General features: G+C 67.4%; 23 protein-coding genes and 1 tRNA gene. 11 read left to right on the top strand and 13 right to left on the bottom strand.

All coding sequences use genetic code 11. From position 1 onward, the window contains the following. Nucleotides 1–10 precede the first annotated feature (10 nt). From C8D03_RS20810 to lipB, 3 genes are all read right to left on the bottom strand, one after another. Nucleotides 11–1,618, bottom strand: a complete 1,608-nt coding sequence (locus C8D03_RS20810) for a carboxyl transferase domain-containing protein (RefSeq protein WP_108051862.1) — start codon at nucleotides 1,616–1,618, stop codon at nucleotides 11–13. A 129-nt stretch (nucleotides 1,619–1,747) separates the two neighbouring features. Beyond that, the gene (locus tag C8D03_RS20805; protein ID WP_146170244.1) at nucleotides 1,748–1,948 is read right to left on the bottom strand and encodes a hypothetical protein; all 201 of its coding nucleotides are present in this window, start codon (nucleotides 1,946–1,948) and stop codon (nucleotides 1,748–1,750) included. Nucleotides 1,949–2,037: 89 nt separating this feature from the next. Further along, nucleotides 2,038–2,712 (bottom strand): lipoyl(octanoyl) transferase LipB, encoded by a 675-nt coding sequence (gene lipB / locus C8D03_RS20800; protein ID WP_108051861.1) that lies wholly within the window; start codon nucleotides 2,710–2,712, stop codon nucleotides 2,038–2,040. A gap of 149 nt (nucleotides 2,713–2,861) precedes the next feature. On the opposite strand from lipB, the gene C8D03_RS20795 reads away from it, so the two are divergent. From C8D03_RS20795 to C8D03_RS20760, 8 genes are all read left to right on the top strand, one after another. Next, nucleotides 2,862–3,131, top strand: a complete 270-nt coding sequence (locus C8D03_RS20795; RefSeq protein ID WP_248308554.1) for a FliM/FliN family flagellar motor switch protein — start codon at nucleotides 2,862–2,864, stop codon at nucleotides 3,129–3,131. Between the two features lie 97 nt (nucleotides 3,132–3,228). Further along, a tRNA-Leu gene (locus tag C8D03_RS20790) sits at nucleotides 3,229–3,313 on the top strand. A gap of 192 nt (nucleotides 3,314–3,505) precedes the next feature. Next, the gene (gene mgtE / locus C8D03_RS20785; protein ID WP_108049289.1) at nucleotides 3,506–4,912 is read left to right on the top strand and encodes a magnesium transporter; all 1,407 of its coding nucleotides are present in this window, start codon (nucleotides 3,506–3,508) and stop codon (nucleotides 4,910–4,912) included. 212 nt (nucleotides 4,913–5,124) lie between these two features. Next, complete coding sequence (locus C8D03_RS20780; protein ID WP_248308553.1) at nucleotides 5,125–6,060, top strand: glycoside hydrolase family 25 protein; 936 nt, start codon at nucleotides 5,125–5,127, stop codon at nucleotides 6,058–6,060. Nucleotides 6,061–6,201: 141 nt separating this feature from the next. Continuing rightward, a complete protein-coding gene (locus tag C8D03_RS20775; RefSeq protein WP_108049287.1) occupies nucleotides 6,202–7,134 on the top strand; it encodes a glycoside hydrolase family 25 protein in 933 nt (310 codons plus the stop codon). A gap of 122 nt (nucleotides 7,135–7,256) precedes the next feature. Further along, the gene (locus tag C8D03_RS20770) at nucleotides 7,257–8,267 is read left to right on the top strand and encodes a CorA family divalent cation transporter (RefSeq protein ID WP_108049285.1); all 1,011 of its coding nucleotides are present in this window, start codon (nucleotides 7,257–7,259) and stop codon (nucleotides 8,265–8,267) included. Between the two features lie 144 nt (nucleotides 8,268–8,411). Then, complete coding sequence (locus tag C8D03_RS20765; protein ID WP_108049283.1) at nucleotides 8,412–9,584, top strand: isovaleryl-CoA dehydrogenase; 1,173 nt, start codon at nucleotides 8,412–8,414, stop codon at nucleotides 9,582–9,584. Nucleotides 9,585–9,722: 138 nt separating this feature from the next. Continuing rightward, nucleotides 9,723–10,238, top strand: coding sequence for a gamma-glutamylcyclotransferase family protein (locus C8D03_RS20760; RefSeq protein WP_108049281.1), 516 nt, complete (start codon nucleotides 9,723–9,725; stop codon nucleotides 10,236–10,238). A 21-nt stretch (nucleotides 10,239–10,259) separates the two neighbouring features. On the opposite strand, the gene C8D03_RS26530 is transcribed toward C8D03_RS20760, so the two are convergent. Beyond that, nucleotides 10,260–10,433, bottom strand: coding sequence for a hypothetical protein (locus C8D03_RS26530; RefSeq protein WP_181301141.1), 174 nt, complete (start codon nucleotides 10,431–10,433; stop codon nucleotides 10,260–10,262). Nucleotides 10,434–10,699: 266 nt separating this feature from the next. Between C8D03_RS26530 and C8D03_RS20755 the strand changes: the two genes are divergently transcribed. Next, nucleotides 10,700–11,392, top strand: coding sequence for a DUF599 domain-containing protein (locus tag C8D03_RS20755; protein WP_108051859.1), 693 nt, complete (start codon nucleotides 10,700–10,702; stop codon nucleotides 11,390–11,392). Then, nucleotides 11,389–11,676: a DUF3253 domain-containing protein gene (locus C8D03_RS20750; RefSeq protein WP_108049279.1), complete on the top strand. Its 288-nt coding sequence runs from the start codon at nucleotides 11,389–11,391 to the stop codon at nucleotides 11,674–11,676. The genes C8D03_RS20755 and C8D03_RS20750 overlap by 4 nt, the downstream gene beginning before the upstream one ends. Before the next feature lie 42 nt (nucleotides 11,677–11,718). Here C8D03_RS20750 and C8D03_RS20745 read toward each other — a convergent pair whose 3' ends face one another. From C8D03_RS20745 to crcB, 9 genes are all read right to left on the bottom strand, one after another. After that, on the bottom strand, nucleotides 11,719–12,507 hold the full coding sequence (locus C8D03_RS20745; protein WP_108049277.1) for a YdcF family protein: 789 nt from the start codon (nucleotides 12,505–12,507) through the stop codon (nucleotides 11,719–11,721). Between the two features lie 69 nt (nucleotides 12,508–12,576). Next, nucleotides 12,577–13,137: a DUF1311 domain-containing protein gene (locus C8D03_RS20740; RefSeq protein WP_146170243.1), complete on the bottom strand. Its 561-nt coding sequence runs from the start codon at nucleotides 13,135–13,137 to the stop codon at nucleotides 12,577–12,579. A gap of 1 nt (nucleotide 13,138) precedes the next feature. Next, complete coding sequence (locus C8D03_RS20735; protein ID WP_108049274.1) at nucleotides 13,139–13,759, bottom strand: glutathione S-transferase family protein; 621 nt, start codon at nucleotides 13,757–13,759, stop codon at nucleotides 13,139–13,141. A 169-nt stretch (nucleotides 13,760–13,928) separates the two neighbouring features. After that, a complete protein-coding gene (locus C8D03_RS20730) occupies nucleotides 13,929–15,929 on the bottom strand; it encodes an acetyl-CoA carboxylase biotin carboxylase subunit (protein ID WP_108049272.1) in 2,001 nt (666 codons plus the stop codon). Between the two features lie 347 nt (nucleotides 15,930–16,276). After that, nucleotides 16,277–16,675, bottom strand: a complete 399-nt coding sequence (locus C8D03_RS20725; RefSeq protein ID WP_108049270.1) for a hypothetical protein — start codon at nucleotides 16,673–16,675, stop codon at nucleotides 16,277–16,279. Nucleotides 16,676–17,113: 438 nt separating this feature from the next. After that, entirely contained in the window at nucleotides 17,114–17,806 is a 693-nt protein-coding gene (locus C8D03_RS20720) for an HAD-IA family hydrolase (RefSeq protein ID WP_108049268.1), read from the bottom strand. A 71-nt stretch (nucleotides 17,807–17,877) separates the two neighbouring features. Continuing rightward, nucleotides 17,878–18,372 carry a hypothetical protein gene (locus tag C8D03_RS20715; protein WP_108049266.1) on the bottom strand — a complete coding sequence of 165 codons (495 nt, stop codon included), beginning with the start codon at nucleotides 18,370–18,372 and terminating at the stop codon, nucleotides 17,878–17,880. Nucleotides 18,373–18,580: 208 nt separating this feature from the next. Next, a complete protein-coding gene (locus C8D03_RS20710) occupies nucleotides 18,581–19,966 on the bottom strand; it encodes an RluA family pseudouridine synthase (RefSeq protein WP_108049264.1) in 1,386 nt (461 codons plus the stop codon). Continuing rightward, the gene (crcB, locus tag C8D03_RS20705; RefSeq protein WP_108049262.1) at nucleotides 19,963–20,346 is read right to left on the bottom strand and encodes a fluoride efflux transporter CrcB; all 384 of its coding nucleotides are present in this window, start codon (nucleotides 20,344–20,346) and stop codon (nucleotides 19,963–19,965) included. The genes C8D03_RS20710 and crcB overlap by 4 nt, the downstream gene beginning before the upstream one ends. Before the next feature lie 118 nt (nucleotides 20,347–20,464). On the opposite strand from crcB, the gene C8D03_RS20700 reads away from it, so the two are divergent. Next, nucleotides 20,465–21,784, top strand: a complete 1,320-nt coding sequence (locus C8D03_RS20700; RefSeq protein ID WP_108049260.1) for a hypothetical protein — start codon at nucleotides 20,465–20,467, stop codon at nucleotides 21,782–21,784. Nucleotides 21,785–21,790: the final 6 nt, after the last annotated feature.

Here is a 21,790-nt window from a genome sequence, read left to right as displayed (position 1 = left end):
GGCGCCGGCGTTACATCCGGAACACGCCGAACTTCGTCTCCGGCACGGGCGCGTTGAGGCAGGCGGAGAAGGCCAGCGCCAGCACGCGGCGGGTTTCCGAGGGCAGGATGATGCCGTCGTCCCAGAGCCGGGCGGTGGCGAAATAGGGCGAGCCCTCGCGCTCGTAGCCATCGCGGATCGGCGCCTTGAACGCCTCTTCCTCCTCGCTCGACCAGCTCTTGCCGTCCGCCTCGATGTTGTCGCGGCGCACCGTGGCGAGCACGCTCGCCGCCTGCTCGCCACCCATCACCGAGATACGCGAATTCGGCCAGGTGAACAGGAAACGTGGCGAGTAGGCCCGGCCGCACATGCCGTAATTGCCGGCGCCGAACGAGCCGCCGACCAGCACGGTGATCTTCGGCACCCGCGCCGAGGCGACCGCCGTGACGAGCTTCGCCCCGTCCTTGGCGATGCCGCGCGTCTCGAAGTCGCGGCCGACCATGAAGCCGGTGATGTTCTGCAGGAAGAGCAGCGGAATCCGGCGCTGGCAGCAGAGTTCGATGAAATGCGCGCCCTTCAGCGCGCTTTCGGAGAACAGGATGCCGTTATTGGCGATGATGCCGACCGGGATGCCGTGGATGCGGGCGAATCCAGTGATCAGCGTCGTGCCATAGAGCTTCTTGAACTCGTCGAATTCGGAACCGTCGACGAGGCGGGCGATGACCTCGCGGATATCGTATTGCTTCTTCAGGTCGGTCGGGACGACCGCTTCGAGTTCGGCCGGATCGTAGAGCGGCTCGGTTGCCTCGGCGATGTCGAGGTCCGGCCGCTTGACGCTGTTGAGGTTGGCCGCGATGCGGCGCGCGATGGCGAGTGCATGGGTGTCGTCACCGGCATAATGGTCGGCGACGCCGGACAGTCTGGCATGGACGTCGGCACCGCCGAGATCCTCCGCCGAGACGACCTCGCCGGTCGCGGCCTTCACCAGGGGCGGGCCGCCCAGAAAAATAGTGCCTTGATTCTTGACGATAATCGTCTCGTCCGACATCGCCGGCACATAGGCGCCGCCGGCCGTGCAAGAGCCCATGACGACCGCGATCTGCGGGATTCCTTCCGCCGAGAGCGTCGCCTGGTTGTAGAAGATCCGGCCGAAATGCTCGCGGTCCGGGAACACCTCGGTCTGGTGCGGCAGGTTGGCGCCGCCCGAATCGACCAGATAGACGCAAGTCAGCCGGTTCTCGCGCGCGATCTCCTGCGCCCGCAGATGCTTCTTCACCGTCATAGGGTAATAGGTGCCGCCCTTGATGGTGGCGTCGTTGCAGACGACCATCACCTCGCGTCCGGCGACGCGGCCGATGCCGGCGATCATGCCGGCACCATGGACGTCGCCCTCATACATGCCGAAGGCTGCGAGCGAGCCGATTTCGAGGAAGGCCGAGCCCGGATCGAGCAGGCGCAGGACGCGTTCCCGGGGGAGCAGCTTGCCGCGTGCGGTGTGGCGCTCGCGCGCCTTCGCATTGCCGCCGAGCGCCGCCGTAGCGCGCCGCTCCTGAAGCTCGGACCGCAGCCCGTTCCAGGCCTCGGCATTGGCGCGCGTCTCGGCCGAATTCAGATCGACCTTGCTCTCGATGACCGGCACGGTGCGCTCCCAGGCGGTGTTGCTGCACCGGGTTATGGCGCGCCGCGCGGCAAACGCCAACCGGCGGGGATGCTCAGAGCCGAGAGCGGAAATCCCCGACGCCGTCGCCGTGCGTTACGATTGCGCCTGTTACTGTTGGGCCTTGTTGATCGAGCCCGTCACGGTCGGCCCCGCCACCGCCCCGATCGCGCCGCCGGCGACCGCACCGATCGGCCCGAGCACGATCGCGCCGGCTCCCGCCCCCGCCGCCGCACCGGCGATGCGCTGGTCGGTGGTGGTACAGGCCCCAAGGCACGCGACCATGGCAGCCGCAAGCATGATTTTCGTCATGTCGTCCCCTTCCTCTCCGTCTGTCTTCGACGGGCAGGATGGGCAGCGCATGGTCAACAAGAGGTAAACCGGCCGATGTCCGCGCGATGTCAGGCGGCGACGGTCGGCCCGAAGATGCGCTCGAATTCGGCCCGCAGCCCCGAATCGACATCCGCCATCGTCAGCGGCAGGCCGAGATCGACCAGCGAGGTCACGCCATGGTCGCTGACGCCGCAGGGCACGATGCCGTCGAAATGCGCCAGCTCCGGCTCGACATTGAGCGAGATGCCGTGGAACGAGACCCAGCGCCGCACGCGGATGCCGATGGCGGCAATCTTGTCCTCGGCGCCTTCTGCCTTCTCCGGTCGGCGCACCCAGACGCCGACGCGATCCTCGCGGCGCTCGCCCCGGATGTTGAAGCCGTCGAGCGTCGCGATCAGCCAGGATTCCAGCGCCGCGACGAAGCGCCGGAGATCCGGCTCGCGCCGCTTCAGGTCGAGCATGACATAGGCCACGCGTTGACCCGGCCCGTGATAGGTGAACTGCCCTCCGCGCCCGCTGCGATGCACCGGAAAACGCTCCGGCGCGATCAGATCCTCATCCTTCGCCGAGGTGCCGGCGGTATAGAGCGCCGGATGCTCGACCAGCCAGACCCGCTCGCGCGCCAGCCCGTCGGCGATCAGCCCGGCGCGCATCTCCATCTCGGCGACGGCGGCGTCATAGCCGGTCAGCCCCTCGGCCACGACCCATTCGACCGCCGGGGAGCCGGCGGAGGACAGGAACATTTCGGCGAGCGCGTCGCGCGTCTTCACTGCGCATTAACCCTGTTCGGCCCAACCTCGGGATCGAAGCGGCGGCCAGCCTCATGCTCCCTGGCGGGGCAACAGGCAAGTTTCGTTGGTTGGATTCTGAAGTAGGGTTTCGGAGGCAGGACTTGAAGGCCGATCTCGATCTCGTACCTGTCGAATTGACGGTGGTGCTGGGCTCCGCCCGGATGCCGATCTACAAGCTCCTGCGCATGGGCCGCGGCGCGATCATCGAGCTCAATGCCAGCGAGACCGACGAGGTCCAGATTCTCGCCAACAATCACCCCTTCGCCAAGGGTATCGTCGTCGTCAGCGGCTCCCGCATCTCCGTCGAGATCACGCAGATGCTGAAACGGCCGACGGTCTACACACTTCAGACCGTCGCCGCGGCAGCCTGATCGTCTTTTCCTGCGCAATGCCCTTGTGGCGACGGATTCGATTTGCTAGACCCGCGCCGCTCCGGAGTTCACCGCCACGGCGGGACGCTTCGACGCCGCGGTCATGGCGGAATTGGTAGACGCACTACCTTGAGGTGGTAGCGGGGAGACCCGTGGAGGTTCGAGTCCTCTTGACCGCACCAGATTGAGGGCCTCGGCCCGGCGAACGGCGATCCGCAAGGGTCGCCGTTCGCGTTTCGGGGCCGGCTTTTTGCCGCGAAAGCGCCCTGCTGCATTGCAACGGAGGGAGGCCGCTGACACAAGGGCGGCAGGCACCCGGTCGAATCCGTTTCGGCCGAACCCATTGTTTGAGTCTCGAAGCGCGGAGCGGGCCCATGACGGACACCGAAAAGGCTCCGGGCGAGACGCTCGAGCGCCCGATCCGCGACGAGGACGGGGCGATCGACGCCGGCCTCGTCGAGCAGGTCTCGCAGGCACTGCTGCTCTCCGACCTGACGACGCTGCGCGCCGTCGTGGCCGACATGCACGAGGCCGATCTCGGCGCCTTGCTGGAAGCCCTCGACCCTGAGGAGCGGCCGCGGCTGATCTCGCTGCTCGGCCCGGATTTCGACTTCACCGCCCTGACGGAGGTCGATGATTCGGTCCGCGAAGAGATTCTCGAGGAGCTTTCGGCCCAGACGGTCGCCGAGGGCGTCCGCGACCTCGACACCGACGACGCGGTCTACATTCTCGAAGACCTTGACGAGGCCGACAAGCAGGAGGTGCTCGACCGGCTCACCCCGGCTGAGCGCATCGTCCTGCAGCAGGGCCTCGACTATCCCGAGGACAGCGCCGGCCGGCGCATGCAGAGCGAGATCCTCGCCGTGCCGGCCTTCTGGACAGTCGGCCAGACGATCGATCATCTCCGCCAGACCGACAATCTGCCCGAGCGCTTCTTCGAGATACTCGTCGCCGATCCGGCCCATCACTTCGTCGGTTCGGTGCCGCTTGACCGGCTGTTGCGCACCCAGCGCCCGGTCGCGATCGCAACCCTCGTCGACGAGGACAGCCGCGCCGTGAAGGCGACCGACGACATCGAGGATGTGGCGCGGCTGTTCCAGCGCTACAATTTGATCGCGGCGCCCGTCATCGACGGTGCCGGGCGGCTCGTCGGCGTCATCACCATCGACGATATCGTCGATGTGATCGAGGACGCCGCCGACGACGACGTCAAGCAGCTCGGCGGCGTCCATGCCGACGAGGAACTCTCGGACCCGGTGCCGAAGATCGCGCGCAGCCGCTTCAGCTGGCTCTTCATCAACCTGGTGACCTCCTTCCTCGCCGCTGCCGTGATGAGCCTGTTCGAGGCGCAGCTCTCCCAGGTCGTGGCGCTCGCGATTCTCGCGCCGGTGGTGGCGAGCCAGGGCGGCAACGCTGCGACGCAGACGATGACCGTCGCGGTGCGGGCGCTCGCGACGCAGGAACTCGGCGCCTGGAACCTGCGCCGCTTCTTTACCCGCGAGATGATCGTCGGTCTGATCAACGGCGTCGGCTTCGCGCTGATCACCGGCGGCGTCGCCGCGCTCTGGTTCGCGAGTCCGGGCCTCGGCGTGGTCATCGCCATCGCGATGGCCTTCAACCTGCTCGCTGCCGCCGTGGCCGGCGTCGCCATTCCGGTGCTGCTCGACCGCTACGAGATCGATCCCGCAATCGCATCGGGAACTTTCGTCACGACCGTCACCGATGTCGTCGGCTTCTTCGCCTTTCTCGGCGTCGCTGCGCTCTGGCTCGCCCAAGGTTGAGACAAGGCGCGCGAGGCAAGACGGGCGGAGGCAAGACGGGCGGAGGCAAGACGGGCGGAGGCAAGACGGGCGGAGGCAAGACGGGCGGAGGCAAGACGGGCGGAGGCACGTGGGCTGAGGCACGATGGGCCGAAGGCGGTGCGCGAATTCCGTTAGCGTAAACGGGCCGTCAAGTTTTCTCCACGATCTTGCGCGACATGATCCTTCGCCGCATGACCATCGTGAAGCCCGCAACTTTCCTCGCCGCCGCCGCCCTCGCGGTCCTTGGCGGCTGCGTGGCCATGGAGGGTCACTACCCCGCCAAGGGCGACGCGCGCCCGCATCCGGGCGTGGCGCAGGCGCACAGCTACCCGATCCACGGCATCGACATCTCGCGCTGGCAGGGCGACATCGACTGGACCGCCGTGAGGGGCGCCGGAACCCGCTTTGTCTACATGAAGGCGACCGAGGGCGGCGACCATGTCGACCCCGCCTTCCTGCGCAACTGGGAAGGCGCGCGCCGTGCCGGCATCCCGCGCGGCGCCTACCACTTCGTCTACTGGTGCCGCCCGGCCCACGAGCAGGCTGTCTGGTTCAAGCAGCAGATACCCAACGACCCCGATGCCCTGCCCCCGGTGCTCGACGTCGAATGGAACGGCCACTCCAAGACCTGCCCGCAGAAGATCGAGCGGTCGCTGGCGCTTGAGAAGATCAAGCTGATGCTGACCGAGCTCGAGCAGCTCACCGGCAAGAAGCCGGTGATCTACACCGACATCACCTTCCACAAGGAGGTGCTGGAGGGCGAGTTCAACGATTACCCCTATTGGATTCGCTCGACCGCGGCCCTGCCCGAAACGCGCTACGCCAACCGGCCCTGGGCGTTCTGGCAGTTCACCACGACCGGCCGCATTCCCGGCATCAAGGGCGATGTCGACCGCAACGCCTTCTTCGGCAATGACGGCGAATTCGTCGGCTGGCGCACTGGCGAGTTCGACATCGGCACGCGGCGCTGGGACAAGCAGAAGCCCGTGCCGCCGCAGCCGAGCCCGGGCCCCGAACGCCCGGCCGCGCCGACGACCTCTCCGGCCGTCGCGCGGATTCCGGGCAGCGTCGCGCCCATCTCTTCGTCCTTCCAGCCGCCGGACGACGAAGTCGCCGAGACCGAGTGAGCGGCTTCCCGTCGGAGCCTGCGTCGGTCGCCGGCCCTCCCCGGTTAACCAAAGCTGAAACAAGCCCGGCGCATTCGATCCAAATCTAACCGGCCCTTAACCACGACCTCCCCATCTCGGAGGGCGACGCAGGAGAAGGAGATGCCGGTGCGATCGAGGATTCTGGAGCGGACGACACTCGGCGCGCTGGCGCTTGGCGGCCTGCTGACCTGCCTGGCCGCGCCCGCCGCTGCGCTCTATCCCAAGAAGAGCGACTCCGCCCCCCATCACGGCGTCCGCGATGCGCGTCGTCAGGCGATCCAGGGCATCGACGTGTCGCGCTGGCAGGGCGAGATCGACTGGAACCAGGTCAGGGACGCCGGCACCCGCTTCGCCTTCATCAAGGCGACGGAAGGCGGCGACCATCTCGATCCGAGCTTCAGGCAGAACTGGGCCGAGGCGAAGAAGGCGGGCGTCGCCCGCGGCGCCTATCATTTCGTCTGGTGGTGCCGGCCGGCCAGGGAGCAGGTGCGCTGGATGAAGCGCCACATCCCGCGCGACAAGGACGCCCTGCCCCCGGTTCTGGACGTGGAGTGGCAGAACGGCTCCCAATGCACCCGCAAGGTCTCGCGCGAGGATGCACTGGAGAAGATGCGCATCATGCTCGCGGCGCTGCACGAGCACACCGGCAAGAAACCGATCATCTACACAGACATCAATTTCCACGAGGACGTGCTCGAGGGCGAGTTCAACGACTACCCTTACTGGCTGCGCTCCACGGCCGCGCCGCTGCGCCATCGCTACAAGCGCGAACAGTGGGAGTTCTGGCAATTCACCACCACCGGCCGCGTGCCCGGCATCACCGGCGACGTCGATCGCAACGCCTTCTTCGGCACCGAGCAGCAGTTCTTGGCCTGGCGCGAGGGGCGCTTCGACATCGGCGCCCGCAAATGGCATGGCGGCGAGCCGAAAGTCGCGAGCCAGAGGCCGCCCGCGACCTCGGCCGGCTCGCGCGCGCCGAAGGCAGCCGGCGCCACGCCGCTGCGCCTCGCCCCGCCAGCCGGGATTCCGCAGCGCACCGCGCATAACGATTGACGCCGCCGGCAGGATGATCTCGTCGAACGGGCGACGTCATCCTGCCGGCACTGTCATCGAACCGTCATCGCGCGGGCGCAGGGCTCGCGGCCTCGCCAGCCCGTTCGCCGATCAGCAGCCCGATGACCTCCCCGACCGCCATTGCCGATGCGCAATCCCGCCTGGGCATCGTCTGGGCCTATCGCTTCGATGGCGAGGGCGTGCCCGCGCTGATCGAACGCGAGAGCGTTCCCGGCGTCGATCCCGCCGAAGGCTTCGTCTGGATCCATCTTGACCTCGTCCACAGCCGCGCCAAGGCCTGGATCACCGAGCAGCCCTGGCTGCCGGCAGGCGCCGAGGAGATGTTCGTCTCGCCGGAAAGCCATCAGCGTCTCGACCATTCCGCCGGCCTGGTCTGGGGCGTCTCCCATGACCTCGTCCGGGACATCGCCTCCGACTCGGACAGGGTCGGTGCACTCTACTGGATCGTCGGCGAGCGGCTGCTGCTGACAGGGCGGCGCGACGCATTGCAGTCGATCCGGCTCGCTGCCGACGCGCTGAATCGCGGCGAGGAGGTCGGCAGTCCGGTCCTGCTCTTCGAGCAGATCATCGAATACATCATCGACGACGTGGCCAACGCGGTCGTGCGGCTGATGGATGAAACCGACAGCGTCGAGGATCATGTGCTGGCCGACCGCTTCGACGACGCGCCGGCGCAGGTGGGCGCCGTGCGCCGCATGGCGGTGAGACTACACCGCCAGCTCGGGGGGCTGCACCTGCTGTTTCGGCGTTTCGCCGAGACGAATTCCGGCCGCAAGGCGCCCGACGAGGTCAAGGCGGCCGCCGCGCGCCTGCTGCAGCGCATCGACGGGCTCCATCACGACGTCCAGTCGGTGCAGGACCGCGCCAGGCTTCTCCAGGACGAGATGACCGCCCGAACCGCGAGCCAGACCAACCGCCAGCTCTATGTGCTCTCGATCCTGACGGCGCTGTTCATGCCCGCGACCTTCATCACCGGCCTGTTCGGCATCAATGTGAAGGGCCTGCCCTGGATGGAGCATGATCTTGGAGCGCTCTTCGTTGCCCTCGCCTGCATCTGCGCGGCGCTCCTGACACTGGTCCTGCTCAGGCGCCGCGGCGTGATCGGCGGCTGACGCACCGGCGCTCGTCATCTCTGCGCAGCGATACCAACCCGGTTCGCAGGCCAGCGCACCGACTTGCCTGCACTGACTCAGCGCCATCCGCGCTATAACGCTGGCAACGACGCTTCAGCGTCACGCACAAGCCGGGAGGCCCTCATGCTCGCCAACGCGCCCCGCCCCTTCAATTTCGACCTCGGCGAGACCGCCGACGCGATCCGCGACACGGTCCATGCCTTCGCGCAGGAAAAGGTCGCCCCGCGCGCCCAGGAGATCGACGCGACGAACCAGTTCCCGCGCGATCTCTGGCCGCAGATGGGCGCACTCGGCCTGCATGGCATCACGGTCAAGGATGAGGACGGCGGCTCGGGGCTCGGTTATCTCGAGCATGTCGTCGCGATCGAAGAGGTCTCACGCGCCTCGGCTTCGGTTGGCCTGAGCTACGGCGCCCACTCCAATCTCTGCATCAACCAGATCGCCCGCAACGGCAGCGCCGCGCAGAAGGCGAAATATCTGCCGAAGCTGATCTCCGGCGAGCATGTCGGCGCGCTTGCCATGTCCGAGCCGGGAGCCGGCTCCGATGTCGTCTCGATGAAGACCAGGGCCGTCAAGACCGGCGACCGCTACGTTCTGACCGGCAACAAGATGTGGATCACCAATGGCCCGATCGCCGAGACGCTGGTGGTCTACGCCAAGACCGACCCGGAAGCCGGTTCGAAGGGCATCACCGCCTTCCTGATCGAGAAGGGCATGAAGGGCTTCTCGACCCACCAGAAGCTCGACAAGCTCGGCATGCGCGGCTCCGACACCTGCGAACTCGTCTTCGAGGACTGCGAGGTGCCCGAGGAGAACGTGCTGGGCAGCGTCGGGCGCGGCGTCAACGTGCTGATGTCGGGGCTCGACTATGAGCGCGTCGTGCTCTCGGCCGGCCCGCTCGGCATCATGCAGGCGGCGCTCGATGTGGTCATGCCCTATGTCCATGAGCGCCGGCAGTTCGGCCAGTCGATCGGCCAGTTCCAGCTCGTCCAGGGCAAGCTCGCCGACATGTATGTGATGATGAACGCCTGCAAGGCCTATGTGTATGCCGTCGCGAAAGCCTGCGACCGTGGCGAGACCACCCGCGAGGACGCCGCCGGCGCGATCCTGATCTCGGCCGAGAAGGCGACGCAGATCGCGCTCGACGCGATCCAGCTCCTCGGCGGCAACGGCTACATCAACGACTACCCGACCGGCCGCCTGCTGCGCGACGCCAAGCTCTACGAGATCGGCGCCGGCACCAGCGAGATCCGGCGGATGCTGATTGGGCGGGAATTGTTCGAGAAGACGAAGTGACGAGGCAGCAGACCGTCATGCTCGGGCTTGACCCGAGCATCTCATGACACGAAGGCTCCTGCCTGAAACAAGCGCGCCCTTGGCCAAGAGATTCTCGGGTCTGCGCTGCGCTCCGCCCGAGAATGACGCAAGGCATTCATGCCCCTCTACTTCGCTTACGGCCTCAACATGGACCCCGCCGGGATGGCGCAGCGCTGCCCGCGTTCGACGGCGCTCGGTCTGGCGCGGCTGCCGCGCCATCGCTTCATCGTCACCCGCGACGGCTACGCCTCGGTCATCCGCGACCCGCGCGAGGAGGTCCATGGCGTGCTCTGGGATTGCGCGCTGGGCGACATCCGCACGCTGGACAAGTTCGAGGAACTGGCGAGCGGGCTCTACGTCAAGATCAGCCAGCCGGTGATCGTGCCGGGCGGCGCCAAGCGCGCGCTGGTCTATATCGGCCGCTCCGGCGAGGTCGGAAAGCCGAAGCCGGGCTATCTGGAGACGGTGATCGCCAGCGCCAAACACTGGTCTCTGCCAGAGAGTTATGTAGCCGGCTTGAATCGATTTCTGAGCAAGCCCGCACTGGATCTGAAGTCGCCGAACCCGGATGCGAGCGATCTGCCGCCAGGGCCGGTCAAGGGCGTCCGCCCGAGGGCGCTGGCTCCGAAGTGAGACGTTCTGCCGGCGCCGCCCTTACCAGAACAGCGCCAGGAGCCTGATCGCGATCACCAGCAGGAAGCCGGCGATGACGGTTCCGAGCACCTGCTGGCGCTTGGCCCGGTCGGGGAACTGCCGCGCGAAGATCCGCCCGAGCGGCTTGCGGAACAGGAAGGCGACAACGGCGAGAACGATCAGGATATGGGACAAGGAAACTGCTCGAACCGTTCCGGGTGCAGCGAATGCACCGCTTTCATGAGCGACACCCTTGTCGGCTTGGGCGAAGCAGGTCAATCCGGGACAGGGCTCGCCGCCAGCCTTGGCAAGCGCCCATGGACGACGCAAGCTGCCGCCAGAGCACGCGCCGATCAGATTGCCGCGCAATCCGATCGGATCACGCGTTCTCTATCAGGAGTTTAGAGGCGGATTCGATCAGGTCGGTTCGACCTGATCGAATCCGCCTCTAGGGGATGGGCATGATCGGTTTCGAAACGCTCGACATAATCGGCATGGTGTTCTTCGCCGCCTCATGGGTCGGTTACCATTTCGCCGTCGAGATGGGGCCGCATGCCGGCAAGAGCCTGAACATGCGGATGAACCTGCGCCGCGCCCGCTGGATTCGCGAATCGATGACCCGCGACAACCGCATCGTCGACACCCAGATCATGAACGGCCTGCAGAACGGCACGGCCTTCTTCGCCTCGACCTCGCTCATTGCCATCGGCGGCACGCTGACGCTGCTGCAATCGACCGACCGGGTCGTCGCCCTGTTCTCCGACCTGCCCTTCGGCACCGCCCCGACCCGCGCCGCCTGGGAACTCAAGGTGATCGGGCTCGCGCTGATCTTCGGCTACGCCTTCTTCAAATTCGCCTGGAGCTACCGGCTGTTCAACTACTGCGTCATCCTGCTTGGCTCCCTGCCCCCGGCCAAGAACCACGACCCCAAGGATGCCGAGCGCGCCGTCCATGAGGCGACCGAGATGAACATCGCGGGCGGGCGCCATTTCAACCGCGGCCAGCGCGCCTTCTTCTTCGCACTCGCCTATATGGGCTGGTTCCTCGGCCCGACCACCTTCATTCTCTTCACGGGCGCCGTGCTGGTGGCGATGTACCGGCGGCAATTCGCCTCCGACGCCGCCCGCGTCTTCCGCTATCCGGACGCCTCATGACCAAGCCCGACCTGCCCACCAATCCGAACGAGACCGAGTTCGAGGCCACGATCCTGAAGCTCGCGACGGATCGCGGCGAAGGCCGCACGATCTGCCCCTCGGAGGCCGCCCGCGCGCTCGGCGGCGACCACCCCGATGGCTGGGGCCCGCTGATGCAGCCGATCCGTCGTGTCGCGGTCAGGCTGATGAAGGAGGGCAAGATCGTCATCACCCGCAAGGGCCGCCCGGTCGATCCCGACGATTTCCGCGGCGTCTACCGGCTGAGGCTGCCGGAAGGCGAGTGACGGCAACAGGCCGTCGAAGCAAGGCGGACGGCCTCCTGCCCCTCAAGGCCCCGGAAACAGCGCGTCGGTATAGCCCGCCAGCCAATAAGCTAAGAGCCCGACCCATTCCTTGAAGCCGTCATCGGCGATGGTGAGGCCGCCCGCCGCCCGCAGATGGGGCCGCAGGAAGTCTGCCGGCTCCCCCTCGGAGAGATAGTCGACCGGGAAGGCCTCGACGGCGAAGCCTGCCTTGCGGAACACCCCCATCGAGCGCGGCATGTGCCAGGCCGAGGTCACCAAGAGCCAGCGCTCACCGGGCTTGGGGTCGACCAGCCGGCGCGTGAAGACGGCGTTCTCCAGCGTGTTGCGCGACTTGTCCTCGAGCAGCAGCCGTTCCGGCGGAAGGCCAAGCCCGGTGAAGAGCAGCCGCGCGCCGTCCGCCTCGGTCGTGGTCACCGGCGAGATCAGATTGGCGGCGCCGCCGGTGAAGACGAGCTTCGCCTGCGGGTGCAGCCGGGCGAGTTCGACGGCCTTGGTGATGCGCGCCCCGGCCGAGAGCAAGACCACGTCGCCCCGCGCGATACCAATCGGCCCGCCCAGCACGATGATACCGGCAACCGGCCCCTTCGTCGCATCCTGCTGCGGAAAACGATCTTCCAGCGGGCGCACCACGATGCGCGACAGCGGGCTGAACGCCATCAGCACCAGGGCCAAAAGCGCTGCGCCCCCCAGCCAGCGCGCCTTGCGAGCGAAGCGCGTGAAGGACAGCAGTCCCGCGAGCGCCGCCAGCAGGACCGCCAGATTCACTGGCGAGAACACGAACCAGACCAGCTTGGAGAGGGTGAAGAACATGCATTGCCTCCGCGCCGCAGGGATGAGCCGCTTCTAGCCCGCGAGAGCTGACAGCGCGCCAACGGCCGCTCAGCGGATGATCTGCGGCGGCGATGACGGACGGCGTGTCGGCGCCTGCTGCAACGCGACGCGTTCCAGTTCCAGCGCACGCGTCGCGACCTCGCGCAGTTCGCAACCGGCCTGCCGGCCGACTTGCCAGCCCTCCCGCTGGGTCGCGCCATAGAAGGCGCATTTCTGGGCGATGAAACCCTCCCATGCGAGATGCAGCGCCGCTAGCCGGCTGCGCTGCCCGGCATCGAGCGTGCGCCCGCTCAACTGCATCGCCTGCATCAGGCGCTCGCGCCAGACCGTCTCCTCGCGCCTTGCGCAACTGAACTCCGCAGCGCGGCGGTCGCCGCTCGCGGCGCGCACACAAGAGATGGCGATCGAGCCGATGCAGGACGGCAGGCTTCCACGGCTGTCGCGCAGGCACGCGGCCAGTTGCACCCGGTCGGCTGCGACCGCCGGGCTCCCCTGTGCCGCGACAGGCGCAGCGCAAAGCAAAGGCAGCATGAGGAAGGCGAGCCCGGCCACCAGCAGGGCCTTCATCCGGCCACCCGGCACCGCCGGATCGGGATGCGCGCCGGTCACGTCAGGTCACCGGCAGGGCCAGCGCCGGCTTTGCGGCCGGGCGGGCGAAGATCGTCTCGTACCAGCGCCGCACATGCGGCCGCTCGATCCGCTCCACCGGCATGTTGAGCCAGCGATGCGCGCCACAGCCCGTCGTGATGTCAGCCATGCCGAAGCGCTCCCCGGCAAGGAAGCTGCGGGTGGAAAGATGCGCGTCCAGGATCTCCATCAGCTTTTCGGCCTTGGCGGCACTGGCCGCGATCCGCTCCGGATCGGTGTACTCGGGCATCTTGCGCACGACGCCCCAGAGCACCGGCGTCAGCGCCGGCTGCAGCTCCGACTGCATCCAGTCCATCCAGCGATCGGCGTCGGCACGCAGGGCGGGATCCTCCTCCCAGATCCAGCCGGAGCCGTAACGCGCCGCCAGATAGCGCACGATGCTGTTGGACTCCCAGATGCAGACCTCGCCATCCTCCAGCACCGGAATCTGGGCGTTCGGGTTCCGGGCGAGGAAGACCGGCTCGCGCAAGCCGCCGAAGGCTCCGCCGCAATCGATGCGCTCGAAGCTCTGGCCGACCTCTCCTGCCGCCCACACCGCCTTCTGGACATTGATGGAGCTGATCCGCCCCCAGATCGTCAGCATGCGCGGCGTGGTCCTTGTTCTCGTCGTCGGGAGTGTCAGTGCGGCCGGCGCGATTGGCAAGTCGGGATCGCCGCCCTCACGGCATTGCGAGCGCGGGCAAGCGCTCCGGAAGGGCTCGCTCCGCGTTCCCCGAATGGCTTCGTCGCTTCGCCCCTCGCAATGAGGCCGCTCAGGCGAATTCCATGATGACGGCGTCGACGGCGAGCGAATCGCCCTCCTTCGCCAGGATCTTGGAGATGGTGGCGTCTTTCTCGGCGCGCAGCACGTTTTCCATCTTCATCGCCTCGACCATGCAGAGCGCCTCGCCGGCCTTGACCTCCTGGCCAAGCTTGACCGAGATCGCCTTGACGACGCCCGGCATCGGGCAGAGCAGGAACTTGCCGGTGTCGGCCGCGACCTTCTCCGGCATCAGCGCGGCGAGTTCGGCCTCGCGCGGCGTGTGGACCTGGGCGTTGGCATAGGCGCCGGCATGGCCGAGCGAGAAGCCGTTCAGGATCGACCGCACCTGCGCCGCCACCGCGACGCCGTCGAGCGTACCGCGCCAGACCGGCTCGCCCGGGCGCCAGTCGCTGACGACAACGAGGCTGCGCGTGCCGAAGCTGATCACCACCGCCTCGCCCTGCTCCGTCACCTCGCCCTCGAAGCGCTCGCCGCCGAGAACGACGATGCGGGTTCGCTCGAACGAGACCTTGCGCCAGCCCTCCATCTGCGCCGAGACATGGCGCTTGCGCTGGTTGAGCTTGTGGTCGCAGGCGATCGTGATCGCCGCCATCCGCAACGCGACCTCGCCCTCCGGCGCCGGCAGCGCGAAGCCCTCGGGAAACTCCTCGGCGATGAAGCCGGTCGAGAGGTTGCCGGCGATCCAGCGCGGATGATGCATCAGCGCCGACACGAACGGAATGTTGTGGCGGATGCCGTCGATCGCGAAGGCATCGAGCGCGCGCGCCTGCGCCTCGATCGCCGCAAGCCGCGTCGGCGCATGGGTCACGAGCTTGGCGATCATCGGGTCGTAATAGATCGAGATCTCGCCGCCCTCGAAGACGCCGGTGTCGTTGCGCACCGTGGCGTCGCCATCGGGGCCTTCCGCCGGCGGACGGTAGGTCACCAGCCGGCCGGTCGAGGGCAGGAAGCTGCGCGTCGGATCCTCGGCATAGACGCGGCTCTCGACCGCCCAGCCGTCCAGCTTCACATCGGCCTGGGTGAGCCTGAGCGTCTCGCCATAGGCGACCCGGATCATCTCCTCGACCAGATCGACGCCGGTGATCATCTCCGTCACCGGATGCTCGACCTGAAGACGCGTGTTCATCTCGAGGAAATAGAAGGATTTATCCTGCCCGGCGACGAACTCGACCGTGCCGGCGGAATCGTAGTTCACCGCCTTGGCCAGCGCGACCGCCTGCTCGCCCATCTTGCGGCGCGTCGCCTCGTCGAGCAGCGGCGACGGCGCCTCCTCGACGACCTTCTGGTTGCGGCGCTGGATCGAGCATTCGCGCTCGCCGAGATAGATCACGTTGCCATGCTTGTCGCCCAGCACCTGGATCTCGATATGGCGCGGATCGACGATGAACTTCTCGACGAAGACGCGGTCGTCGCCGAAGGAGGACGCAGCTTCCGACTTCGCCCGCGCGAAGCCTTCCGCCACCTCACCGGCGGAATGGGCGATGCGCATGCCCTTGCCGCCGCCGCCGGCCGAAGCCTTGATCATCACCGGGTAGCCGATCTCGTCGGCGATCTTCACGGCATGGTCCGGGTCTTCGATGATGCCGAGATGGCCGGGCACGGTGGAGACCTTCGCGGCGGCCGCCGCCTTCTTCGATTCGATCTTGTCGCCCATCGCGGCAATGGCGCCGGGATTGGGGCCGATGAAGACGATGCCGTTGTCCTTCAGCGCCTGGGCGAAGGCCTCGCGCTCGGACAGGAAGCCGTAGCCCGGATGCACGGCCTCTGCGCCCGTCGCCTTGCAGGCCTCGATGATCTTCTCGATCACCAGATAGGATTGAGCGGCGGCCGGCGGCCCGATATGCACCGCCTCGTCGGCCATCTCGACGTGAAGCGCATCCCGATCGGCGTCCGAATAGACCGCGACGGTCTTGATGCCCATGCGCCTTGCCGTCTTGATGACCCGGCAGGCGATCTCGCCGCGGTTCGCGATCAGGATCTTCGAGAACATGCGTGGCGCCTCCCCGGCCGTCCAGATGACGACGCATGCGGACGATGCCGACCGCATGCGCAAAACGTGATCGATTCCATAAGCCTCGAGCCTGTCGCCGTCCGCAAACCGCTTCCCGCTTCCCGCTTTTCGGCGACACGCTCTGAATGCTCAGTTAGAGCATGTCGGACAAAACCGGCTACCGCTTTTTCGCACAGCCACAACGACGAAACCCTGATCGATGCGTCCGGCGGGCGCATCGATCAGGGTGCGGTGTATGGGACGCCGCGCGCGGCGTCCACCGATGCGAAAGTCGGTGGTGGCCGGTTTCGATATCCGGCTCGATGCGACCAGGCGTGGCGGAGCCGTCAGCTCGCCAGCACGACCCGCTCGGGGCTGAAGCGCTGCGGCTGTGCGGCGCCCTTGTCGAGCGCGAAGCCGAGCAGCACCTCGTCGCAGCGCTCCGCCTCGCGCACGATCTCGAAGGCGATGCGCCGCGCGGTCTGCGTCGGCCCCTCGCCGGCCGAGAGCGTCGTCACCAGCCAATGCGCCTTGTCGCGGTCGACGAGGCCGGTCGGCCGGTTCTGCCAAACCGCGAAATCGACGACCAGCGCCACCAGATAGTCGCCGAAAGCCTCGCAGCGCTCCGGCACGGCCCGATCCAGCGCAATCAACACATCGATCGTGTCGCGCGTCAGCACCGCATCGTCCAGAATATCATGCTGAAGAAACCTGACGTCTTCATTGTCGATGACGAAACGATCCATCACACGATCAACGAATTCACGAAGCTCATGACCAATCATTGTTCGACCCCTGTCCGGCGTTGTTTTATGCCGGTACGTTCCCGTTGCAGGAACACAATGGATCGACGCTCGCCATCAGGTCGTTAACGGCCAAATCTGAACGCTTGTTCAGGTTAAACAGCCCTGATCGGACGTGGTTGCGAGGATGTTACTATCCCGCCCCTCTGACAGCGCCAGGCGACTCCGGACGTCGTTCGAAGCAAGCTTGCTCGGAAGCGATACACAGCGTCCGTGACCACCATCGGCAGAATGGAACAAAAGCCAAGAGCGCCCGACCGTCATCGCGAGGGGCGCAGCGACGAAGCCATCCCCGCGACAGAAAGCGAACCCTTCCGGATCGCTTCGCTGCACGCGCAATGACGGGTCGGCCCGGCGGAAACCCTGACCGCCGAATGATGCTCAGACGCGTTCGGTCGCCGCCGGTGCGGCAGGCCGCAAGCCCAGCGCACCGGGCAGGTCCGGGCAGGTGTCGAGCACATGGCGTGCGCCGAGCGCGACCAGGCTCGCGGCCGGCTGGAAGCCCCAGGATACGGCGACCGGCACGACGCCGGCCGCGACCGCCATCTCGATGTCGAAGGAGCTGTCGCCCACCATCGCGGTCCGCTCCGGCGCAGCCCCGGTCTCGGCCATCGCCCGCAGGATCATCCCGGGATGTGGCTTCGACGGCGCATCGTCAGCGGTCTGTACGGTATCGAACAGATCCTCCCAGCCATGGCGCTCGATGATGTACTCCGCGCCGCGGCGGGATTTTCCGGTCGCGACACCGAGCTTGAGCCCGGGCCGCGCGGCAAGCGCCGCCAGCGTCTCCGGCACGCCGGGAAAGAGCGGCTCGTCGAAAGCCGCATCCGTCTCGGCCTGGCGCCGCATCGCACCGAACACGTCCCTGTAGGTCGCGGTCAGGTCCTCGTCCGGCTCGGCAAGCCCCGCCAGCCGCATCAGCGCGATGTTGAGCGTCAGGCCGACCACCCCGAGCCCGGCCTCGCGGCCCGGATGAGCGAGACCATGCCGTGCGAAGGTCTCTACCTGCGCGCCGAGCAGGATCGCCTCGGAGTTGATCAGCGTGCCGTCGAGATCGAAGATGATGAGGTCCATGGCTGCGCTCTAGCCCGAAACGCCAGCGCGATCCACTGCGCTGCGGTCATGGCGCATCCGCCCTGGCCCGGTCAGGAACGCGCCTCGCGGGCACAGGCATCCACCGCCTTGCGCAAATCCTCGCCATCGAGCCCCTTGCCGCGAGCCTCCTTGCGGCATTCGGCACGCTGGGCGAGGTCCGGCCGTTTGCTGTTGAAGCAGGCGACGAGCGCGGCGGTGCGGGTCGAGCCCGAAAGCGCCCGGCCATCCACCTCTTCCTTGCAGGCCGCCCGCGTTGCCACCGCGGTCGGCTTGCCGTCGCGGGTTACGCCATCGCGCGCATAGAGCTGCACGCCCGGAAACTTCGCCTGGATGCAGTCGCGCATCGCGGCCCTGAGATCGTCGCCGGACAGCGCGACATGCTCGGCCAGGCAGTCCTGGCGAGCCTTGGCCCGCTCGGCGCGCGGCACCGGCTCGTCTGCAGAGGCTGCTGCGCTCCGCGCGGCGGGCGCGCCTGGACTCTGGGCGAAAGCGGGAACGGAGGCAGAAAGAACGAGGCCGGCAAGCAGGAAGGCAAAACGGATCATCGGAGCACCTGCGTCAGAGCGATGGGAACAAAATGAAAACACAATCTATTTTGTTCTGCAATCGTTCTCTTGAAGATTCTCACGCAAAGCTCCCGGGTCAGGCCTTTCGCCCAGCCCCATGGATAAGCGCCGTGCAGGCCCGAGAACCGCGAGCCGTAGAAGGCTCTCTTGCAGGACATACCTGGGCTCGCCCCGGGCCATGTGGCGCCTATGCGTCGGGCGCGTCGACGATGGGATCGTAGCGCTCGTCCTCGAAGCCGAGCAGGTTCCAGGACTGTCGCATATGCGGCGGCAGCGGCGCGCTGACGTCGATCGTGCCCTTGCCGCGCGGATGCGGCAGGACGATGCGCCGGGCCAGCAGGTGCAGCTTGTTCTGGATGCCGCCGGGCAATTCCCAGTTGGCAATGTTGAAGTATTTCGGATCGCCGACGATCGGGTGGCCGATATGGGCGGCATGCGCGCGCAGCTGGTGGGTGCGGCCCGTCACAGGCTTCAAAGAGAGCCAGGAGAGTTTCTGCGCGGCGGTCTCGACCACGGCATAATAGGTCACGGCATGCATCGCGCCATCCTCGCCATGCTTCGCCACCGCCATGCGCTGGTCGCCGTCATAGGCCTCCTCGCGGGCGAGATAGGTCGAGATCCGGCCCTGGCGCACGCGCGGCACGCCTGCGACCAGCGCCCAGTAGACCTTGCGCGCCGAGCGCGAGCGGAAGGTCTTGGCGAGCGTCGCCGCGGCGAAGCGCGACTTGGCGATGACGAGGCAGCCGGCGGTGTCCTTGTCGAGCCGATGGACGAGGCGGGGTTTCTGCCCGCTCTTGTCGGTCAGCGCCTCCAGCATCTGGTCGACATGGCGCGTCGTGCCGGAACCGCCCTGCACGGCGAGGCCAGCCGGCTTGTTCAGGACGATGACGTCGTCATCCTCGTAGAGCGTGATCGAGCGCAGGAATTCCAGCGTATCGCCGTCGGCCTTGGCCGAGCGCGGCCGCTGCTCCTGCGGGTCCAGCTTCAGCGGTGGAATCCGCACGGTCTGGCCTTCTTCGAGGCGGTCCTTGCTGTCGGCGCGCTTGCCGTTGACGCGCAGTTCGCCCTTCCGGACGATGCGCTGGATATGGCTGAAGGAGAGCTGCGGAAAGCGGTTTTCGAGGAAGCGATCGATCCGCATCTCGTTCTCGTCGGCGCTGACCACGAGCTGCTGCACGCCGGTGGCGAGCACCTGCGCGGTCTCGGCCTTGACCTCGGCGCGCGTCGGCGCGTCGCTCACCGGCGCCCGGCGCGTGGGAGCCGATCTCGCTGCCGGCCTGGCTGCGGGCTTGTCCGCCTGTTGGGCGGGCGGCTTTCGCGGCCCCGCCGCGCGCGGCACCGGATGGAGCGGCGCCGGGTTGCGCGTCGGCTCGGTGCGGATTTCGGCCTCCTCGCGCTTCGGCCGGGGCCGCGCGACGGCCCGCGCCGAGCGGCGCGCGTCATGGCTCGGCCGCTTGCCTTTCGGCGCGCCCGCTGCCGGCGGCCGGCCGCCACGCTTCGGGCCGGCGCTTTTGCCGCCAGCCCCCTTGCCGCCCACGCCTTGGCCACCCACGCCTTTGCCACCGGTTCTCATGACAGGCTCCGGACGAGTGCGAGGCCGGCGCAGAGCGCTGCCAGCGAGAGGATGACGGAGCCCAGCACATAGGCCGCGGCGAGACCGATCTCGCCGCGCTCCCAGAGCAGGACCGCGTCAAGCGAGAAGGCCGAGAAGGTGGTGAAGCCGCCGAGGATGCCCGTGGTCAGGAACAGCCGCATCGACTGCGACCACTCGGCCTGCGCCTTGAAGGCGAGCCAGCCGGCGATCAGCCCCATCAGGGCGGAGCCGAGGACGTTGATCAGCAAGGTGCCGGCGGGAAAGCCGGTGCCGAACCAGCGCGGCGAGACGAGATTGACGCCATGCCGCAGCATGCCGCCGATGCCGGCGCCGAAAAAGACGAGAACAGTGGAGGTCATCGCTCTGCAATAGCCAGCGCGCCTGTTCCGCACAAACGAATTCGGCCTGTTGCCGGGCCGCGATTGACTTGGACTGGGTGGAGACGGCTACATCCGGGCCGGGGGGCAAGGGCGGGCGATGCATGAAGCAGGCGACAGCGCGGCCGATCATCGGAGCCTGCTGCGCCGTCTCGCCCTGACGCTGGCCCTGTCGATCGCGCCGGTGGCATTGTGGCAGGCTCAGGCTGCCTCGCCACGGCCCGTGGCCGCCAAAGTGCCCGCGCTCGCCCGCAGTTGCATCATCAAGCCGCCTGACATCGCTCCGCTGTTTCCCTCCCCGGTCGATGCGGCGGAGGCCAAGAGCAAACCGGATGAGGACAGCGACGATGCGTCGGTAGACGACGAAGATGACGAGGACGAGGATGAGGATGACGAGCCGGGCCTGATCCTGCCGAGCTCCGCCACCTGCCTGGCAATCTCCGGCACCGTCACCGCCGGCCTGCAATACGACAGCTACCGGGTCCCGCAGGCCACCAGCGCGGTGCCGCCGCCGGGCTATTCCTGGTTGCCCAACGCCTCCTTGCGGATTGCGACCTCGCATGATCTCGCCTCCGGCCTGCGCGTCGGCACGGCCTTCGAGATGTCGATCGCCCCGACCAGCGGCCAGCCCGACACGGTGACGGTCGACGAGGCGACAGTCACGCTGGGCACCATGACCTTCGGGCTGGCGACGTCGCGCTTCAGCTTCTGGACCGCGGATGAATTTGCCTTCAGCGCCCGCCTGCCCAGCCGCAATGCCGGCATGATCGCCTGGGAGCGGGACCTCACCGAGCGCTGGAACCTGGCGCTGGCCCTCGAGGATCCGACGCTGGCGACGACCTCGACCGTCCCGACCGTGAATGGCCGCGTCCCGGACGGGATCGCACGCCTCACCTATGTCAACGGGCCGCTGACCGTGCATCTCGCCGGCGCCCTGCGCGACGTGCCCGTCGCGGCCTCCGGCTTCGGCTATGCGGGCATCATCGGCGCGACCTATGAGGTCAAGCTGCTGGGTCGCCCGGGCGAGGTCACCGCGCAGATCGCCAGCGCGGTCAACGGCGCGCCCTATATCGGCTCGTCGCTCGATGCGACCATCGTGCGACAGATCCTGCTGCCGGCCGATTCGACTCGCGGATTCTCGGCCGTGATCGCCGCGCGCCGCGAATGGACCGACGAATGGGCGAGCAATATCTATGTCAGCCGCTATCAGATCTCGGTGCCGTTCGTCGACCAGAGCAAGGGCAAGCTCAGGATCGACCGCATCGCCGCAAACCTCGTCTGGACGCCGGTGGAAGGGTTCAAGGCCGGGATCGAGGGCTCGATCGCCCACACCAACATCGCGATCGCAAACCGCGTCGTGCCGGCGACGCTGGGCGGGCGCCTGCTCTCGGCCCAACTCTTCGTCGAGCGGGCGTTTTAGCCGCGC

The organism is Bosea sp. 124 (assembly GCF_003046175.1).
In the GTDB taxonomy this organism is placed as follows: domain Bacteria; phylum Pseudomonadota; class Alphaproteobacteria; order Rhizobiales; family Beijerinckiaceae; genus Allobosea.
Note: the sequence above shows the minus strand (reverse complement) of the source record. Positions and strands in the feature narration are given on the sequence as shown.

What these genes read in the sequence shown, in the direction of transcription:
- mgtE (WP_108049289.1), top strand. Translation starts at nt 3,506, where the DNA reads ATGACGGACACCGAAAAGGCTCCGGGCGAGACGCTCGAGCGCCCGATC.
- C8D03_RS20805 (WP_146170244.1), bottom strand. Translation starts at nt 1,948, where the DNA reads ATGACGAAAATCATGCTTGCGGCTGCCATGGTCGCGTGCCTTGGGGCC.
- C8D03_RS20725 (WP_108049270.1), bottom strand. Translation starts at nt 16,675, where the DNA reads ATGGATCGTTTCGTCATCGACAATGAAGACGTCAGGTTTCTTCAGCAT.
- C8D03_RS20770 (WP_108049285.1), top strand. Translation starts at nt 7,257, where the DNA reads ATGACCTCCCCGACCGCCATTGCCGATGCGCAATCCCGCCTGGGCATC.
- C8D03_RS20735 (WP_108049274.1), bottom strand. Translation starts at nt 13,759, where the DNA reads ATGCTGACGATCTGGGGGCGGATCAGCTCCATCAATGTCCAGAAGGCG.
- C8D03_RS20775 (WP_108049287.1), top strand. Translation starts at nt 6,202, where the DNA reads ATGCCGGTGCGATCGAGGATTCTGGAGCGGACGACACTCGGCGCGCTG.
- C8D03_RS20745 (WP_108049277.1), bottom strand. Translation starts at nt 12,507, where the DNA reads ATGTTCTTCACCCTCTCCAAGCTGGTCTGGTTCGTGTTCTCGCCAGTG.
- C8D03_RS20715 (WP_108049266.1), bottom strand. Translation starts at nt 18,372, where the DNA reads ATGATCCGTTTTGCCTTCCTGCTTGCCGGCCTCGTTCTTTCTGCCTCC.
- C8D03_RS20765 (WP_108049283.1), top strand. Translation starts at nt 8,412, where the DNA reads ATGCTCGCCAACGCGCCCCGCCCCTTCAATTTCGACCTCGGCGAGACC.
- crcB (WP_108049262.1), bottom strand. Translation starts at nt 20,346, where the DNA reads ATGACCTCCACTGTTCTCGTCTTTTTCGGCGCCGGCATCGGCGGCATG.
- C8D03_RS20750 (WP_108049279.1), top strand. Translation starts at nt 11,389, where the DNA reads ATGACCAAGCCCGACCTGCCCACCAATCCGAACGAGACCGAGTTCGAG.
- C8D03_RS20730 (WP_108049272.1), bottom strand. Translation starts at nt 15,929, where the DNA reads ATGTTCTCGAAGATCCTGATCGCGAACCGCGGCGAGATCGCCTGCCGG.
- C8D03_RS20710 (WP_108049264.1), bottom strand. Translation starts at nt 19,966, where the DNA reads ATGAGAACCGGTGGCAAAGGCGTGGGTGGCCAAGGCGTGGGCGGCAAG.
- lipB (WP_108051861.1), bottom strand. Translation starts at nt 2,712, where the DNA reads ATGTTCCTGTCCTCCGCCGGCTCCCCGGCGGTCGAATGGGTCGTGGCC.
- C8D03_RS20700 (WP_108049260.1), top strand. Translation starts at nt 20,465, where the DNA reads ATGCATGAAGCAGGCGACAGCGCGGCCGATCATCGGAGCCTGCTGCGC.
- C8D03_RS20755 (WP_108051859.1), top strand. Translation starts at nt 10,700, where the DNA reads ATGATCGGTTTCGAAACGCTCGACATAATCGGCATGGTGTTCTTCGCC.
- C8D03_RS20760 (WP_108049281.1), top strand. Translation starts at nt 9,723, where the DNA reads ATGCCCCTCTACTTCGCTTACGGCCTCAACATGGACCCCGCCGGGATG.
- C8D03_RS20720 (WP_108049268.1), bottom strand. Translation starts at nt 17,806, where the DNA reads ATGGACCTCATCATCTTCGATCTCGACGGCACGCTGATCAACTCCGAG.
- C8D03_RS20780 (WP_248308553.1), top strand. Translation starts at nt 5,125, where the DNA reads ATGACCATCGTGAAGCCCGCAACTTTCCTCGCCGCCGCCGCCCTCGCG.